This is a genomic window from Aliidiomarina quisquiliarum (assembly GCF_023922585.1).
In the GTDB taxonomy this organism is placed as follows: domain Bacteria; phylum Pseudomonadota; class Gammaproteobacteria; order Enterobacterales; family Alteromonadaceae; genus Aliidiomarina; species Aliidiomarina quisquiliarum.
On the sequence record NZ_JAMFTN010000010.1, the window covers coordinates 249,060 to 264,427 of the forward strand.

Annotated in this window: 18 protein-coding genes; 2 read left to right on the forward strand and 16 right to left on the reverse strand. The window is 47.0% G+C overall.

Translation table 11 applies throughout. From position 1 onward, the window contains the following. Positions 1-127: 127 nt before the first annotated feature. From M1L23_RS01995 to M1L23_RS02070, 16 genes are all read right to left on the reverse strand, one after another. Entirely contained in the window at positions 128-1,432 is a 1,305-nt protein-coding gene (locus M1L23_RS01995; protein ID WP_252625347.1) for an IS1380 family transposase, read from the reverse strand. Between the two features lie 62 nt (positions 1,433-1,494). Further along, the gene (locus tag M1L23_RS02000) at positions 1,495-2,151 is read right to left on the reverse strand and encodes a tyrosine-type recombinase/integrase (RefSeq protein WP_252625348.1); all 657 of its coding nucleotides are present in this window, start codon (positions 2,149-2,151) and stop codon (positions 1,495-1,497) included. A 297-nt stretch (positions 2,152-2,448) separates the two neighbouring features. Then, positions 2,449-3,156, reverse strand: a complete 708-nt coding sequence (locus M1L23_RS02005) for a hypothetical protein (protein WP_252625349.1) — start codon at positions 3,154-3,156, stop codon at positions 2,449-2,451. 89 nt (positions 3,157-3,245) lie between these two features. Continuing rightward, positions 3,246-4,319, reverse strand: coding sequence for a DUF7146 domain-containing protein (locus tag M1L23_RS02010; protein ID WP_007104983.1), 1,074 nt, complete (start codon positions 4,317-4,319; stop codon positions 3,246-3,248). A 91-nt stretch (positions 4,320-4,410) separates the two neighbouring features. Beyond that, positions 4,411-4,752, reverse strand: a complete 342-nt coding sequence (locus M1L23_RS02015; protein ID WP_007104984.1) for a hypothetical protein — start codon at positions 4,750-4,752, stop codon at positions 4,411-4,413. After that, entirely contained in the window at positions 4,752-5,249 is a 498-nt protein-coding gene (radC, locus tag M1L23_RS02020) for a RadC family protein (RefSeq protein WP_252625350.1), read from the reverse strand. Before radC ends, M1L23_RS02015 begins: the two co-directional genes overlap by 1 nt. A gap of 83 nt (positions 5,250-5,332) precedes the next feature. After that, complete coding sequence (locus M1L23_RS02025; protein WP_154634130.1) at positions 5,333-6,988, reverse strand: VWA domain-containing protein; 1,656 nt, start codon at positions 6,986-6,988, stop codon at positions 5,333-5,335. A gap of 69 nt (positions 6,989-7,057) precedes the next feature. Continuing rightward, positions 7,058-7,498, reverse strand: a complete 441-nt coding sequence (locus M1L23_RS02030) for a hypothetical protein (RefSeq protein WP_024015929.1) — start codon at positions 7,496-7,498, stop codon at positions 7,058-7,060. A gap of 61 nt (positions 7,499-7,559) precedes the next feature. Next, the gene (locus tag M1L23_RS02035; RefSeq protein WP_000027441.1) at positions 7,560-8,513 is read right to left on the reverse strand and encodes a DUF3150 domain-containing protein; all 954 of its coding nucleotides are present in this window, start codon (positions 8,511-8,513) and stop codon (positions 7,560-7,562) included. Between the two features lie 98 nt (positions 8,514-8,611). Continuing rightward, complete coding sequence (locus M1L23_RS02040; protein ID WP_476726591.1) at positions 8,612-9,376, reverse strand: hypothetical protein; 765 nt, start codon at positions 9,374-9,376, stop codon at positions 8,612-8,614. Positions 9,377-9,378: 2 nt separating this feature from the next. Beyond that, positions 9,379-10,338, reverse strand: coding sequence for an AAA family ATPase (locus M1L23_RS02045; protein ID WP_096036065.1), 960 nt, complete (start codon positions 10,336-10,338; stop codon positions 9,379-9,381). 209 nt (positions 10,339-10,547) lie between these two features. After that, a complete protein-coding gene (locus M1L23_RS02050; protein WP_252625351.1) occupies positions 10,548-11,564 on the reverse strand; it encodes a YqaJ viral recombinase family nuclease in 1,017 nt (338 codons plus the stop codon). Between the two features lie 60 nt (positions 11,565-11,624). Further along, positions 11,625-11,768: a hypothetical protein gene (locus M1L23_RS02055; RefSeq protein ID WP_162837524.1), complete on the reverse strand. Its 144-nt coding sequence runs from the start codon at positions 11,766-11,768 to the stop codon at positions 11,625-11,627. Positions 11,769-11,849: 81 nt separating this feature from the next. Beyond that, complete coding sequence (gene bet, locus M1L23_RS02060) at positions 11,850-12,668, reverse strand: phage recombination protein Bet (RefSeq protein ID WP_099821799.1); 819 nt, start codon at positions 12,666-12,668, stop codon at positions 11,850-11,852. A 79-nt stretch (positions 12,669-12,747) separates the two neighbouring features. Further along, a complete protein-coding gene (locus tag M1L23_RS02065) occupies positions 12,748-13,167 on the reverse strand; it encodes a single-stranded DNA-binding protein (RefSeq protein ID WP_008844793.1) in 420 nt (139 codons plus the stop codon). A 15-nt stretch (positions 13,168-13,182) separates the two neighbouring features. Continuing rightward, on the reverse strand, positions 13,183-13,509 hold the full coding sequence (locus M1L23_RS02070; protein ID WP_000455722.1) for a hypothetical protein: 327 nt from the start codon (positions 13,507-13,509) through the stop codon (positions 13,183-13,185). Positions 13,510-13,876: 367 nt separating this feature from the next. On the opposite strand from M1L23_RS02070, the gene M1L23_RS02075 reads away from it, so the two are divergent. Both M1L23_RS02075 and M1L23_RS02080 read left to right on the forward strand, forming a co-directional pair. Beyond that, positions 13,877-14,479 (forward strand): hypothetical protein, encoded by a 603-nt coding sequence (locus M1L23_RS02075; protein ID WP_000035786.1) that lies wholly within the window; start codon positions 13,877-13,879, stop codon positions 14,477-14,479. A 108-nt stretch (positions 14,480-14,587) separates the two neighbouring features. Then, entirely contained in the window at positions 14,588-15,271 is a 684-nt protein-coding gene (locus M1L23_RS02080) for an endonuclease (RefSeq protein WP_099821798.1), read from the forward strand. Positions 15,272-15,368: the final 97 nt, after the last annotated feature.

Below are 15,368 nucleotides of genomic sequence, written 5' to 3' on the forward strand. Positions count from 1 at the left end.
TTGCAGGCTACTGATTTTTGCCTATTAAAGGATTTTTCTCTGGTTAAAATTCAAACAATTTTGACCGATTTGGCATGCTGAGGCCTGGCTACTAGCCATGCAAGGAATGTTTGGTATATCGAGTATGTCAGGTAATGTGATACACGCGATTGAATGCGCTAAATCCTGGACAATGAGAGCCAAACTTAAGTGTCAGCTGTCTACCACTCTTCACGAGTCGGCAGGCCAGATACATCAACTCTTGCATAACGGTTTTCAATCGGCGACGTTTCGCTGAGTGCCGCACAGGTGAGTCAGATTGCATTAAGCCGCGTAAACCGATCCAGCGTAAGATGTTATAAGCCATGACGGCAAAGCCCATGACTAGATCGTTAGTCGCGAACTTCCCTGATGGCAGGCGCTCTAGATCCAAGTCGGTCTTGAACTCGCTATGGAACTGTTCACACAGCGCATGCCCTTTGTAGAGTTTAATCACCGTGGCGTCATCTGCCACATCTGAAGACAATGAGGTCAACCAGCCATCTAAGCTGATTTCAGGCTCCAAGAACAACTGACCTTTGGCATCAGAGTGTCTCACCGTGACTTTGATCACTCGACGCGTATTGGCCGCATCATCCAGCTGTTGAGAGAACACGGCTTCCATTTTACCGGGGCGTGTGTGTAGCCACTTCGCATGTGTACAGGCTTCATCGTACCATTGCCAGACATTCTGCTTTCGTGGGTTCCATTTAATCAGGAAGTCGACGTTTTGGTCGTTCAGAAAAACACGGTTTTCAAGCGCATCATGTGCACTATCCAGTCGGATCAGTAATGACTGATCGGTAAGCTGACGTGCTCTTGGAATCACCCGTTGAAGTACATTGATAAACTCAGCATTAGCATGTTGGCTGCCAGGGCGTAACTCACAACCTAAGCACCAGCCTTGTTGACCCAAATAGGCAGCGATCGGTGCATAGCCATCATGGCCTTTGTAGGTATACGAAACACCTTCCTTTTTGGTGTCACTGTTATCCATGGGGAACACGTCCATATCCAAGGGAATATACCCTGTTGAGAGCCCTGTTAGTGGAATGGATGCATTCTGTAAAAACTCAACACTGGCCGAACTTAACAGTGGCAGTAAATTAACGGCATCTTCATCAAAGCGCTGACGTAATCGCGCGGATGAGGGTGATTGTTTGATACCCATGGCGGCCTTGAAGTAGGGATCATGTCTGGCTTGTTCGACGGCTTCAAAGTCACTTTTGCCCAAGCAAACGAGTCCTACATACGTACGAATAAGATCGATATTAGCGATACCATGGCGTTTAGCGACATCACGAGAAGTCTTATGAAGTGATGTCATTTGGTTGATGCAATGACCAATGAGAGCAAGACCACCATGAGGTGTGATCACTTCGGTTTTAGACTGAACAAGCTTGAACTTACGCATGGTAGTAACATCACTGATTGGGTGAATGGACAGTGATGACTATTTTAACGTTGGAAGCCTTGCTATTGCAGGGTTTTGAACACATTTATTGAATCTGAAGTCACGGATTCAGGTCTTATTTCAAGATTTTCAGCAGACTCAAGCGCATCCTGCACATCGATACCAAGATAACGCACTGTGCTTTCGATTTTCTTATGACCGAGTAACAACTGAATGGCGCGTAAGTTTTTGTCTCGCTTGTACAGAATAGAAACTTTAGTTCTGCGCATGGAGTGAGTGCCATACAAACTGCTTTCTAAACCTATGGATGACACCCATTTATGGACTATGCGATCGTAAGCGCGGGTGCCAAGATGAGGTACAGTATGCTTTCGTGATGGGAATAAATAGTCAGTAGCGTTTAATTTAGCGTATGCTATCCATTTGCGTAACGACTCACGGGTATATGCAATTATCTCAAACATCACCGGCGTACCGGTTTTTTGCTGCACCACACTGGTACGAGTGAGAATATCGCCAGAGCGCATCACATCAGAGACTTTCAACGCCACCAAATCACACCCCCGTAACTTAGAATCAATCGCGAGGTTAAACAGAGCCAGCTCCTTTAAGTTGTTGGCTATTTCCAGCAGGGCACGGATAGACCAAATTTCTTGTTGGCGCAGCGGCGCTTTTTGGCCGATGATCTTGCCTTTGTTCCATGGTATGCGGCTTGCCATGATAATGCCTCATTATTTTGCAGTGACATTTCTTTATCGACAGAACAGCGTAAATAATGACCGAACTTGATGTTTCAATTAACATCACATAGCACACTTTGGTATGACCAGCATTTGAGGTTATGTTAGATCAAGACTTGATTAAGCACAATGCGCAAGTAAAAGTCACCGAACATAATTGGCATTTGAAATAGCAATGACCGCTTTGAGCTGCAAAGCAGTCATTGTTGTTGGTTTATGCGAATCTCCGCTTTTGGCACATAAGTAATATTCATAAAGTGCGAATACTACATTAGCTTACTTTACTGCAAAAACCGTAACCAATGTCTTCATTGAGTCACCCGTAATCATAACAAAGTACATCTTGCTCTCCACGTGCTGCCAGAATTCGGCCTCTTGTGCATATTTTTTTGCTTTTTTAGTAGCGACGCTTTCTGGTAACTCGGCTTTAGTTAGCGCAGAACATAACAGCTTTGTGCACAAAGCCTTCCAAGGATGCTTAGGTACACCGTCTGAAAGCCTTTCCACGAATCTTTCTAGTGCATGACGAGTTACCACGACAGGTCCAATGTTCGGAACGTTGATGACCTCATCGATTTCTCTCACTGTAGCATTATCGACGCTGTATTCTTCGAAGGAATGTGAGAGCCAATCGTCCCACTTCTCTACCGAGATCTGTGCTTCCTGGTATCGAGTGAGCAAAAACCTAGTCAGGCTGTAAAGTGAATGCTTAGTTGAGCGTTGTTTCTGTAACTTTTTGATAGCTCCTTTACTGACTCGGATTTGAAGCCCATTACCGCTTCGGTTACTCCCCATCACCTCTTTCACTGACAGTAGGTGATGAATAGCATAAAGCTCAGCTGCAATTGGCTTTTGCTGCTCAGGTAGCTTGTCGTATTGCTCACCTAAATCGACCTTTAGCTCACCACCTCTTCGAAGTCCGGTCTTCCAGTAAACCGTAAACTCACCATCAATCTGCTTTGTTAACAGGGTTAATACCATCATGTTTGTTTCTCCTATTGGTTATCTATTTTTCATTCTCCATGTTTTTTCAAATATGCAAGGCGCAAAAAAAGGGGCCGAAGCCCCTTGGATCAGATATGAACTTTAGGAAAGCCCATGGCACCGTAAACATTCAACACATCATTCCAATCCCAACTTTTCACGCCAAGTGACGTTGGTATCGGAGGGATCAACACTTGTGTCAGAATGCCTTTTTGCCAGGCTTTTTTCTTGAGTTCATTCGCTGCATTCAGGCCGGTCTCAGAGAGATCGTGATCTGCCCAGATGTACAGCATTTTCACATTACTTGGTGGTTCAAACCTAGCCAGTAGCGTTGCATTCACAACCGACCAACATGTTTGCCCCGTTGCTCTGGTTACCGCTAGGGCCGTTTCTATACCTTCAGAAACACCTAGTACTTCACCAGGCTCACCTATAGGAATGGCACCACCAGTGATTGTTCTGTCACTTGGTATCGGCATCATCTTTTTAGGCTTTTCAACCGGCGCTTTGAATCCATCTTCACTTAGGTAGATCCGATGGAACGTGGCCGAACGCCCTTGCTGCGTAACGATTTTACCTAGCAGCGCTGGGTAGCTATCGATAAACAGACCATCTTCATCATGGTAAGGCAAGTTTGGATGAAACCTCAGCACCGAATCCCATTCAGGACGAAGCCGGGTAACAATGCCACGACGATGCAAGTAGTTCCAAACTGGTTGCGCACGAGTATCTGCAAGAGATAGCGTTTCTCCCCAGGTTTGATTCAAGCGATGGATAATCGCTTTGTCCTCGTCCTGCTTTCTAGCCTTCCAATCAACAGCGTTACGCGTTATTGCCCGAGAAGGTGCTTGTATTTGTCCGGGTTGAATACCAAGAACTTGGCCAATTGCTTCAATAGACTGAGCAAAGTTCCACCCATTAATCCAAGACAACAGTTCAAAGCCATCATGAAAGATACCGCAGGTATTACAAACGCCACCACCGGTATATTCAGCATCTTTGAACAGCCTAAAGCCATCACGACCGCCATGAACAGGACAAGCCACATGACGGCCTTTTCGAGCAATAGCGGCATCAAGTTCTGGCACCAATGCCGCTAATACTTGAAGCCATTGGCCATTAAGATATGGCCTTACTGTTTCAATTTGTAAAGGTAACGCCATATAACCTCCTTAAGTAAAAAGCCGACTCCTACCACTGGTGGTAAAAGTCAGCTTGGGTCCTACATTAAGCCGTTTGGTTAATGCAGGAACGTTAGTCAAGCTGGATACCATGTCGTCTTAATAGCCACATGATGGAATCACGAAGCACATCAGGATCGACAACCGCAGCCATCGCGCAAACACGAAAGCAAAATGGCGCTATTTCGTCATTTTGAATCCACGACAACACATCCTTGCGCAACCGAGTGCTGACACGACCGTCCAGCAATACTCGGATCGCATCCAATAGAATGCCTTCGCGTAACTGCCAGATTTCCGTGTCAGACCAAGTGACTGGGGCATCATCAAACTCAAATAGAAATTCGAGCTGTGATGATGTGTGTTGATGGGACTGCTTTTGTGATGTAGGAGAATGGGCAATGCGCCCATTCATTAAAGATAACCGCGTTCGGCAAGCGAAACGCAGCCCTCGGATGCGACTACGACATGGTCAAGCGTTCGAATATCAACAAGTGACAAGGAGTCACGAAGTCGATGAGTGATGCGTTTATCAGCTTCACTAGGCTCAGGATCACCCGATGGATGGTTATGAACCAGTATCACTGCTGCCGCATTAAGTTCCAATGCCCGCTTTGTTACTTCCCTTGGATATACGCTCGCCGCATCTAAAGTGCCTTTAAATAGCTCTTCAAATCGAATAACGCGATGCTTTGTATCAAGAAACAGCACGCCAAAGACTTCGTGCTCATACTCGTGCATCAGTGTTTGCAGGTATGAGAACGCCGACGATGGCTGTTCAATTTTTCGACCTTTACTCAATCGACTACGGGCAAGCTTAAGCGCCATATCTAAGATATCCGCTTCAGTCACTTGCTCAGGAACGATATAAGTACCGGCCTCTTCGCCAGCTAAGAACTTTTTGTTTTTCATAGGAGTCTCCAAAAAAAAGCGGAGACGAACCCATGCCCTGACGGAGACGGAATCGTCCCCGCAGGGTGGTAAAATTGATGTGGTTACTGAATTAACAGTTGTTGTGTTACTTCGAATAACTCACGCTTTAGATCTTTGACGTCATTAATCACAATGCTTTGAGGAAAGAATTTCTCAACACTGCGTGTTTGAATCCCGATCCCCAGCAGCTCAAAGCCACTGCGTCTGCACCGGTCAACAATGTCATGCGTGGCAGCCCAATCATCTGGGTCACCATCCGTTAGCACTATCATTAGCTTTCGCTTCTGTTTTTGTGCCAACAAACTGTTTGCCGCAAACCACATAGCTTGTGCCATAGGCGTACAACCTCGTGGTTTTTGGTCAAAACAGGCGGCCCGATGTCGAACCGATTGCTTGGGCAATAACGCGATAGATACTTCCTGATGAATACCAGGAAAATAACTGACCGCAGGTACAACACCCGGTATACCTTCCAATGCCATGGCCAAAGCCAAAGCGGCTTCATTGGCAACATGAAAGTACTTGCGATTACCTTCGCCAATGGGCTTACCCATTGAGCCCGATATATCGACAAGCAAGTGCACAGCAGCATTAGGCGCAATGCGCGGCTGCCTTTGAATAAACAATCTCGATTCACCTGCTTGTGAGGCGGCAAGACGATGGGTTGCAACTCGAAGACCGTGCCGTTTGGCATGATTCCGATTGTCCTGACTGGACTGAACCATGCCCCTAAGCCTGGCTCGAATTTGAGCGGACTCAGACGCCGATAAGGTCAAAATGGCCTCATCACCCAACATAGCCTGCTCTGCTTGGGGCAAACTGAGTGGAGTGACACCCTGATGTCCTTCAGCTTGTTCCGACAACACTTCTGCCACTTGTGCAAAGGTATCGGATTCAAACTGAGCGGCACTGGCCTCTAAGGCTTGTCGCAAATTGTCAGCTTGATCAGAGTTATCAGAATCTCCCGTTTCAGCAGCATCCCCCGTTGCAGACGAACCTGTTTCCGGGGTTTGACTGTCACTACTGCTATTGCTGTCATTACTCGCATCTTGTCCAATGTCATCACCGTTATCAGCATCCGACTCATCCTGTGGTGGACGAGATTCTTCTTCCAACATGGCAACGATGGCATCGACAAGTTTCAGCACTTCACCTGTAGATGCCAGGCTAGGCACTGCTGTCAGCATGGCGCTTAACCGGCTCATCGCTGCGGCAGGAAAGAGTTGTCTCACTCTTTCATCAACAGCTTGATACAAAGGCGTCAGTGCTTTCTGGCCCAGAAAATGGCATCTCAAGCGAAACAACAACCAGGCTTGCAAGTTAGATGCAGGCTCAGGCTGTTCAGGTACACACATTTGCTGTGTGTCCACCATGTACTCAATCACTTGCGAAATACTGCGCCGGGTTCCGGGGTAATCCTTTGCCAATTCGTTTTCAATGCGAACGTCCTCAATGATATTGAGAAGTGCCTTACGGATCGGCTTGGACGACGCCTTCTGCACCATGTCAAAATTGGTATGCCGAATATGCGCCGCTTCATGAGCCAGATAACCCCAAGCTATCTGTTGATAGTGTGGGTCGTCTGGGTTTGCTGTTGGGATCACAATCCGCTCACCATCGGTAAACGCATCTTGTCCTTGAATAAGCACCTTCACACCAAACTTTTCGCCATAAGCGGCGGCAACGATTGGCAGTGCGTTTTTTAATGGATGATTCATGGGAGTCTCCTAATCATTAGGGGGAATACTCCCTCAGCGGGAGCGTTTCCCCGCTGGGAATGTGAGTGTTTAAACCTGTGCTTTTAGCTTATCCAGATCGTATTTTTGACCTAACCAAGCCACCAATTGAGCTGGACTCTCGTGCTGCTCAAATGACGTTTTAAGCTGGTCTAAACTCAGGATGTCATCCAATGTCAGACCGTACTGGTCTTGTAACTGAGTAGACACCTCGTGTTGATATTGCAGCCAGGCCCGCTCAAAAGCGGTTTGCTGCAATGCCATGTTTGGAACAAATACCATGGCCGTTACCCAAGCTCCTTGTGCGTCCGCATCTGCGATCAAAACAGGGTTCTTGGGGATCACGACACTATGTGTTGAGTACGATCGTTGTACTAACGTTCGACAACACGCCACTTCTGGTATCGATTCACTTTCAACCGCATCAGTCACACCACGAAAATGTGCTTCAAACTGGTTCAGTTGGCTGGGGTTATGGATGGTTGATTGCATAATTTCCTCTTACATAGTTCAGAGGACATGCGCCCTTAAGGGCAACATGCCCTCAAGGACGTTAGAAATAAAATGAGTTTGGTACAGTCGAACCAAGGTTTGGTCTGACGGTTGGTTGTGGTATTGCACGTAAGTTATCTGCCTGAGCAGATACTGGCTGTGCGGGTTTAGGTTCAGGTTTGGGCATCAGTTGTCTGATATCCAATTGACCTTCACCGTGCATTCTCATCTTGTCTGGATCAGACAAAATTAAAATGGTCGCCATCAGTTCGTGATAGAGATTGTCTGTCACAGGGCCGGTCTTCGGCAGACGAACAAATAAATTGTCCATCGCTTCAACCATTGGCTGAACTCGGTGATCCAGGAATGACAAACCATCCAACTTGTCTCTTAACCGCTTCAGAGGATTAAGAGCTCGCTGGCTGATTTGATTCTTACCTGCAACGGAACGCTCAAACAGTTCATTGGCATCACGAGCCACCTCCCTAAAGAGGGTGTGTCCCATGCCATTGACCTTGTCATCTAATCCACCAGCTTGTTCAGCTGGTTGCATTCGATAAATGGCATAATCGAACTGAAGCCGTTGTTCCACGTCTTCGATGGGTGATAATGCACGTCGGATTGCATCTGCAAATTCCGGGTGTTTCGCAACCCAGTCAAACGTCACCTGATCATAGTTGTCCAAGAACAACTGCTTACACTGCGCAAACTCCTGACCGATCCGGTCAAGCTCTGGAACAATCTGATCAATTCGGTCTTCAGGGACGGCATAGCCACCTAAGAACCGCACGCCGACTTGCTCACACAAGCGCTGCGCTTCTTTCTTAAGCCTTTCAAAGTTCGCCAATGCCTCAGGGTCGCAAATTTTTTTACTCCCTAAGCTGGCAACATCCTTCGGTGGAAGTTGGCTGCCATTGGCTAATCTGAAATCTTCAGGCCTTAGTTTTTTTCTACCGCTCCAGATGGAACAGTCGATGTGACAAATCAAAAGTTTGTCGAGGGTTTGAATACTCATAGTGCATCCTCATGCGAGATGGGGACGCACCACTCCCAGCAGGAGCAATGGCCCCCGTTTGGGTGGTAGTAGTTGACGCGCTAATGGCAACATCACTATCAGAAATAGTAATTTTGCGAATCAGGCGACGATTGGTTGAGATCGATCTTCGCAGGCATTAAGTCCAGTGCTTCAGCTATCGGGCGAACCCGCTCTAAATCACTGCCTAGCAAACGCAATACATCTTTTTCCAACTTCAGTTGGTCGGATACTTCTATCCCTTCAGGACTCGCTACTGTAAGCGAACACAGTGGTGGTAATTGACGCTTAAAGGCCAGTAACAGCAACAATGGCCACGGGCCATCATCAGTGTTAACAATGCCAGCGCCTTCACCTGACACCATGCTGATTTGATTGGTACTAGGTAATCCGCTTTTGCAAAACGCTAATGACCATTCTCCAATCCTGACCTGGTTATCATCAATAACAGCCAAGCCATAGGCTTCAAGCAGCTTTGCCATATCGAACAACGCTTTTTGCGCCAGCGAGATTTGGCCATTGACGTCCTTGCGAGTACGAAACTCCCAACTGACGTTATTGGCGCACGCGACGCTATCAAGCGCATTTGAGAGTTCAAATGGCCGCCCTTGATGATCAATACCGACGTGTCCAACAAATCGATAACCCTTGTTGATTTTCTCATTGATTCGTCGGTCTGCTTCAGCGTTAGGATCAGTCGAATCAATCAATCGCTGCTGCGACAATTGACCGGCTTTTCCAAACCGAACTTCAATCTCCTGGTTATCTGCTCCAACATAAATGGCCCATTCTTTGGCTGTCCCATCAGAATGACTGTAACGGTAAAGAGCAAAGCACTTTTCCATCATCAATCCTCCCAGTGATCACCGAATACATCAGCAGCAATACGGTGAATGGCTTCTCGTTGCTCCAACTCAGCACGAGCCGTCAAAGACCGAACCAGTGCATACTCCACTGCGTTAGGAGCACCTTTAAAAGCAAGTGTTAACTTTGCCCAGCGCACCAAGGTCCGAGTGGACATGGTGATACTAAGCTCCGCACCGCCATCCGCGCCCCCAATAAAAAGACGACGAATGTCACCAGCCACCTTCACCATTTTTTGGCGAAAGACTTCTGGCAAGCCCGGCGCAACGTTCTCCAGAATGGCTTCCTCTACAGAAGGCTCTGCATAGGTCGCTTCGATGATTCTAAAGCGATCAAGAAAAGCCAAATTCTGTTGAAGCACACCTTGATACAAGCCCGTCTGGTCACCGCTGCCCGCACTATTGCCGGTTGCGATAAAACGAAACTTGTTATGTGGCATGATGATCTCACCGCCATTTTGTGCGATGACCAACGGGGCACCTTCCAAAATGTCATTGAGCCCAGCTAGTTCAGCAGGCTCAGCAAGATCCATTTCATTAATGATCAGCAAATGGCCATGTTTGACAGCCAGTGCCAGCGGTCCATACACAAAGGTCATGTTGCCATTAACCAGCGTGTGGTGACCGATAAGATCGGACAACTCCAATCGACCGTGCGCAGTAATTTGCTGAACAGGCCAATTCAATCGAGAAGCAACTTGGCAAATTAGCGAGGTCTTACCGCATCCCGTGGGGCCTGTAATATACAAACCGTCACCGTCAGGGTGAGACAAGAACGCCAATACGTCACGTAAGTCTTCTTTTCTAAAAACATACTCGTCCTTGCGAACGGGAATGTTTGGATGGGTAGTGTCGGCACCAAATCCTTCCAGAACGAAAGCATCAGGAGCCGGGACATTAAACGCTTGATTCACTTGAACCAAAAATGGGGATTGTTCAGTCATGGTAAACCTCATTAGTTTTGACGAGGCCCCATGCCCCAACAGGGAATGAAGTCCCCGTCGGGTGGTGTGTTGATTATGGTATGGCTGTGTATGTAAGAGTTCAGCTCGCTCTATCATTCGTACCCAGCATTGGCTACGAGTGAAACTGCTTTCTGATGCACTCGATGTAAGCGCATGAGAAAGGAGCCGAAATCGGCTCCAAGTGAACGTTAAAAGTAAAATGAGCTCGGCGAGTCACCTGGCAGAACCAAGTTATCTTGCTCAAGACTGATTTTGATTGGTGTTTCAACGGGCTGCTCTGGCTTATTGGTGCTAATGCGCAACCGCTCTTGTGGCGCTTTTCGGTAAGCGGCTAAAACCTGTTCATCCAGCTCGCCTAACTTATCGGTGGCCAATTGCTTATAGTCCACCGTGCCCGCCATCATGTAGCGGCTGAGTTTGACCCCAGCATAGTCGGCATGAGCGTAGTTACCCATCATGGCGACCAATTTTGACTGGGCGTCTCGCATTTCCTCTTTCAAAGATTTAATGTGATTTTCCAGTCGGACCACTTCGGCATGTGCTGAGCAATACTGTCGAGACAGCGATGTCCAACGGTATTGGGCTTCACCCTTGGGAACAAAACAATCTTGCTCAGGGCATTTTGACGGTTCTTTTTTGGTCTGTACTAACTCCCAAAACTGAAGCGCTGTTTCTTGCAACTCAGTTAAGAACGCCGCGTCTCGTTGTATTTCAAACTCAATCAGTTGATCCTCAAAATAGAAAACCAACCAACCTCGCGTGCTATTGGCGACCAGTATTTGATGCTGTACCTGCACCCAATACAACTGGTACGCCTCGCTTTGTTCTCGGTGAACTTGCACATCCTCAAAAACTGACTGGCAAGGACATTTCAGTTCAACGGGTTCGCCCGCATCGTTGATGCCATCAAAGCTGGCTCGAAAGATTGCGTTATGATCGGCTTCTGCACATAGAGGCAGAAGAAAGTCATTATGCGCATTCTCAAATGCTCGCCTTGCTTGAGGCTCCAACCGTATACCGCGAAGCACATTAGGATTATTCGACAGGTCTTCCGGTAATACGAATCCCGTTTTTTCTGCCCATAATCGCCAAGGTGTTTTGTAGGGTGAACGCCCCATAATAATTGGGGCTTCAGATGCCGTAACCCCTGCAATGCGCCACTGGTGCCATGCAGGAGTACGTTGTGATAGGTCGATAACCTTCATATTGCCTCCTTTGAGGGGAGACTCCCCTGAAGGAGAGAACTCCCCTTCAGGGTTTAGTGGTTACTTTGCAGCTTGTGCTAACGCTGTTTGATGCTGAACAACACTTGTTTGAACCGAATCAATTGCCGCTATACCGGCTTGAATCGAACCTAAGACAAGGGCAACAACCAATACGAAGCGAAAAAGTGAGGCTGATTTAGTCATGGAAGATCTCCAAAAAAAGACGAGACCTTCCCCCTGACGGGAGAATAATCCCGCCAGGGTTAGTAAAATGAATGCGTGGCGCTAAGAAGCTAAAGGCTGTGTGAGCGCTTTGGCTGCCTGTTGCTGTGCATTAAAGATTTCTTGTTTCGCAAACGTCAGCTCAACACCTTGAAAATGTTCATTGGCATATTCCAATGCACTATTCCATGCGTTTGAAGCTTCCGCCCGCTCGATAAGCTTGTAAACAAGCCCTCGGGTTCGATCATCAACTTGCTCGGGTGAAATCACCGATGGCTCAACAACGTGTGTTGCTTGGCCTTCGATAATTCGCTCCGCTTCGTCTTGATCGAAAATTCCCACAAAGCCAAACGCAATGCGGGAACACTGGATCATGGATTTATGTCTTAGCATTCGCTTAGTGTGCGTCTGCCATGGACCATCTACCCGGTAAGGGCCATTTTTGCCGTTACCTTCAAAAGGCGGTCGATAGACTTCATCCAAATACTCAGTGATTTTGACTGGGTGCGAACGGTCGCGCCGATAGATGATGCATTCCATCCATTCCGGGCATTCTTTCGCGCCATCTAGGGAGACTTTGTTTTCTGAAGTCTTAAACTCCATGCCATCAAACTGGTCGTGTTGATTGATGATGCGAGACCATCCATCGACACCTACCACTGGAATAATTCCAGCTTGTTTATCAGGGAACGCAAAAATCTCTTTGGTGAAAGGGTTCAAGCCGTACTGATCTGCAACCACCAAGAGCGCCATCATCTGCTCATTGGTCGGTGCACTACCGTCACGTTGCTTGAATGCTGTTGCTTTTAGGGTATCGAACAGTTTGTTTGGATCGACACTAAAGCGCTCAGCAAAGCGTTGGATTAGCTTTGGTTTTTCCATTGTGGACTCCGACAATCAAAGTGGGAGTCTGCCCCTGACGGGAAAGTACTCCCGGCTGGGTTAAAGCGTTCTTGCTCGGTTAAAAATCTGGTTCAGGATAAGTCTGTGCCCAATTAGCTTGGGAGCCCGCATCATCCGCCGCTGATGGCTCAGATGCTTTGTTCACACTATCAAGAAGCAGAAACTCGTCCGCGTCAACTTCGGTCAATCGATGCTTAATACCATCTTTCTCCCATGAGCGCGTGCGCTGAGGCCCTTGTACAAAAAGCTTCGCTCCTTTTTGGATTAAATCTTTTGCCCTTAGCCCTAACTTAAATCCACCACGATCTCGAAAAACGACCCGATGCCATTCCGTATGCTCTTTGAGCTCATTGGATTGACGGTCGCGCCATTTCTCAGAAGTGGCCAGTGAAATGCTGGTCACTAAATCACCTGATGGATAGGCTCGCGTCTCTGGCTCAGAGCCAACGTAGCCTATGAGTGTTACTTGGTTTTTCATGATGTTCTCCTCGTCTTAGTTGAACTCTGTGCACACAGTTGCTTCTACCCGGCTGGGCAAAGAAGACTGACGACGCAGATAGGTTGGTATTTCGAGTAAAGCCATGTCGTACTGATGTGGCTCTTTGTAAAACGCAGATGTCAAACGGGGCATACCAGGAGCTTTAGGCACTGCCATTGGACGACGTTTTGGTGTTGGTGTGAGCAATCGCTTGATTTGAGTAAGCACAAATCGAAACGGGCGCACGCTTTGACGAGCAAGCAATCGCAAAAGCGACCAGCTCAGTTTTGCAAGCAACATGATGCCTGCGATTTGGATAATAAATCCGAAGATATATTCCATTGGTGACTCCTTAAGTTGGTTTTGAAGGAGTCACCCCCAACTGGGGAAAACTCCCCCAGCTGGGTGGTGAAAAGGCGAACCGTAAGGAACGCATGGTTGAGCATGTAAAAACATGCAGGCTATTTGTTTAAGGAGGCTAGCTACCTCTTAGTACCACTGAGAAAACTCAGCGGCGGGCTTCCTTTGAGCTCATGCTCTCAGGCGCAGATATCACTGAAACAGATCAGCAATATTTGATAGTCAGTGTAACCGTCTTATCCAGACAGGATAGTTAGAAAGATGCTCAATTCTTCCACCTAGCTGAAAGGCCATTACCTCACAGAGGATTAGTCTAGGGACTGATTATTGTCATATCAGGAGCAAACTTATGGCCCAAGCAAAACCCAATTACTCAAAACCCATCTTTGAACAATCATTCACAATTAACAGCTTACAGGCGCAACGTGTCGTTGACCGTGTTTTTAGACGGACGGTCAGTGCGCTTTACGGAATCGATGTCATCCTGCGCATCATTGGCGATGAGAACGAAATTGATGAAGTGGAACAGATCATTAGCCAGTTGATCGAGGATTGCGCTAAAGCGGTAGACAACGAACAAGCTCGTTTGGACAAACTGATGGAGTCCAACGGCATCGATGAAGTACCTGACTACACCGACCCGATTACCTTCAACGCCAAAATCAGCTCGCCTCAGGTTGGCCAGTTTGTCGGCTTAGTTCGCAAACTCGATGCGTTGATGATCTCAATGGACACACTCTGGTTGTCTAGCGTGCTTAGCAACAAACAACGTGTTGATGGCAACTACGCATGGCAACAGCGCATTATCAAACTTGCACGACGCATTATTGATATCGAAATTCGAGCACGAAAATCAGCCCAAGCTAAGGGTAAAGAAGCAGAAGTTGAGCAAGCGGTGCCTTCAACCGATGACGATATCACTGAAGAGGAAACAGATAACCCCGCCAACTAGCCAACTAGGCTCCCATCAACCAGCCCCTCTCGAAGGGGCTCTTCATCTTGCTGTATTTTCTATCAAAATCGTTAAAATGAATTTAACTGTCATTTTTGGCCAATTTACATGAATAGAACTAATTTACTCGTTAACTTCTTAATAGCGTTGTTCGCTATCCCTGCATTTGCAGAACACCCAACATCGTTCAGCCAGGCAAAACGATTTGCCCGAGAAGTTTACCAAGACACCCAGAGTACGTTTTACTGTGGATGTAGTTATAACAATGATGGTGCGATTGATGCTGCATCTTGCGGATATGAACCAAGGAAGCAACCGAAACGAGGAAAACGCTTAGAGTGGGAGCACGTTGTCTCAGCTTGGGAAATTGGCCATCAACGCCAATGCTGGCAAAATGGTGGTCGTCGGAACTGTGAAAAGAATGATCCTGAGTTTTCTAAAATGGTGTCGGATCTCCATAACCTTGTACCATCAGTAGGAGAACTCAACGGGGATAGATCAAATTTTCGATTTGGCATGATTCCGAATGAACCAAGAGCCTACGGTCAATGTGATTTCGAAGTTGATTTCAAAGACCGCCGTGCAGAACCACCAGCTAACCGTCAGGGTGATATTGCTAGAATTTATTTCTACATGCGTGATCAATACGGCCTAAGACTAAGCAGGCAACAAACTCAACTATTTGAAGCTTGGTCAAGAATGGACCCTTTGGACGAATGGGAAAAAGTACGTGATTTGAAGATTAAAGGCATTCAAGGTAATTCTAATTGCCATGTATCAGATAGCTGTTAATTGAAAACTAGCTAGAACAAATTAGTTGAATAACTCTTATTCCCGCTTACTCTATTATAATTTAAATTTTTGCAGCTTCCCGTTAAAATATAAGCCA

Bases quoted from the DNA above. Each gene is read 5' to 3' on its own strand.
- bet (WP_099821799.1), bottom strand. From the start codon at position 12,668: ATGGAAAAACCAAAGCTAATCCAACGCTTTGCTGAGCGCTTTAGTGTC.
- M1L23_RS01995 (WP_252625347.1), bottom strand. From the start codon at position 1,432: ATGCGTAAGTTCAAGCTTGTTCAGTCTAAAACCGAAGTGATCACACCT.
- M1L23_RS02065 (WP_008844793.1), bottom strand. From the start codon at position 13,167: ATGAAAAACCAAGTAACACTCATAGGCTACGTTGGCTCTGAGCCAGAG.
- M1L23_RS02010 (WP_007104983.1), bottom strand. From the start codon at position 4,319: ATGGCGTTACCTTTACAAATTGAAACAGTAAGGCCATATCTTAATGGC.
- M1L23_RS02080 (WP_099821798.1), top strand. From the start codon at position 14,588: ATGAATAGAACTAATTTACTCGTTAACTTCTTAATAGCGTTGTTCGCT.
- M1L23_RS02070 (WP_000455722.1), bottom strand. From the start codon at position 13,509: ATGGAATATATCTTCGGATTTATTATCCAAATCGCAGGCATCATGTTG.
- M1L23_RS02025 (WP_154634130.1), bottom strand. From the start codon at position 6,988: ATGAATCATCCATTAAAAAACGCACTGCCAATCGTTGCCGCCGCTTAT.
- M1L23_RS02035 (WP_000027441.1), bottom strand. From the start codon at position 8,513: ATGAGTATTCAAACCCTCGACAAACTTTTGATTTGTCACATCGACTGT.
- M1L23_RS02075 (WP_000035786.1), top strand. From the start codon at position 13,877: ATGGCCCAAGCAAAACCCAATTACTCAAAACCCATCTTTGAACAATCA.
- M1L23_RS02045 (WP_096036065.1), bottom strand. From the start codon at position 10,338: ATGACTGAACAATCCCCATTTTTGGTTCAAGTGAATCAAGCGTTTAAT.
- M1L23_RS02055 (WP_162837524.1), bottom strand. From the start codon at position 11,768: ATGACTAAATCAGCCTCACTTTTTCGCTTCGTATTGGTTGTTGCCCTT.
- M1L23_RS02005 (WP_252625349.1), bottom strand. From the start codon at position 3,156: ATGATGGTATTAACCCTGTTAACAAAGCAGATTGATGGTGAGTTTACG.
- M1L23_RS02015 (WP_007104984.1), bottom strand. From the start codon at position 4,752: ATGAATGGGCGCATTGCCCATTCTCCTACATCACAAAAGCAGTCCCAT.
- radC (WP_252625350.1), bottom strand. From the start codon at position 5,249: ATGAAAAACAAAAAGTTCTTAGCTGGCGAAGAGGCCGGTACTTATATC.
- M1L23_RS02000 (WP_252625348.1), bottom strand. From the start codon at position 2,151: ATGGCAAGCCGCATACCATGGAACAAAGGCAAGATCATCGGCCAAAAA.
- M1L23_RS02040 (WP_476726591.1), bottom strand. From the start codon at position 9,376: ATGGAAAAGTGCTTTGCTCTTTACCGTTACAGTCATTCTGATGGGACA.
- M1L23_RS02050 (WP_252625351.1), bottom strand. From the start codon at position 11,564: ATGAAGGTTATCGACCTATCACAACGTACTCCTGCATGGCACCAGTGG.
- M1L23_RS02030 (WP_024015929.1), bottom strand. From the start codon at position 7,498: ATGCAATCAACCATCCATAACCCCAGCCAACTGAACCAGTTTGAAGCA.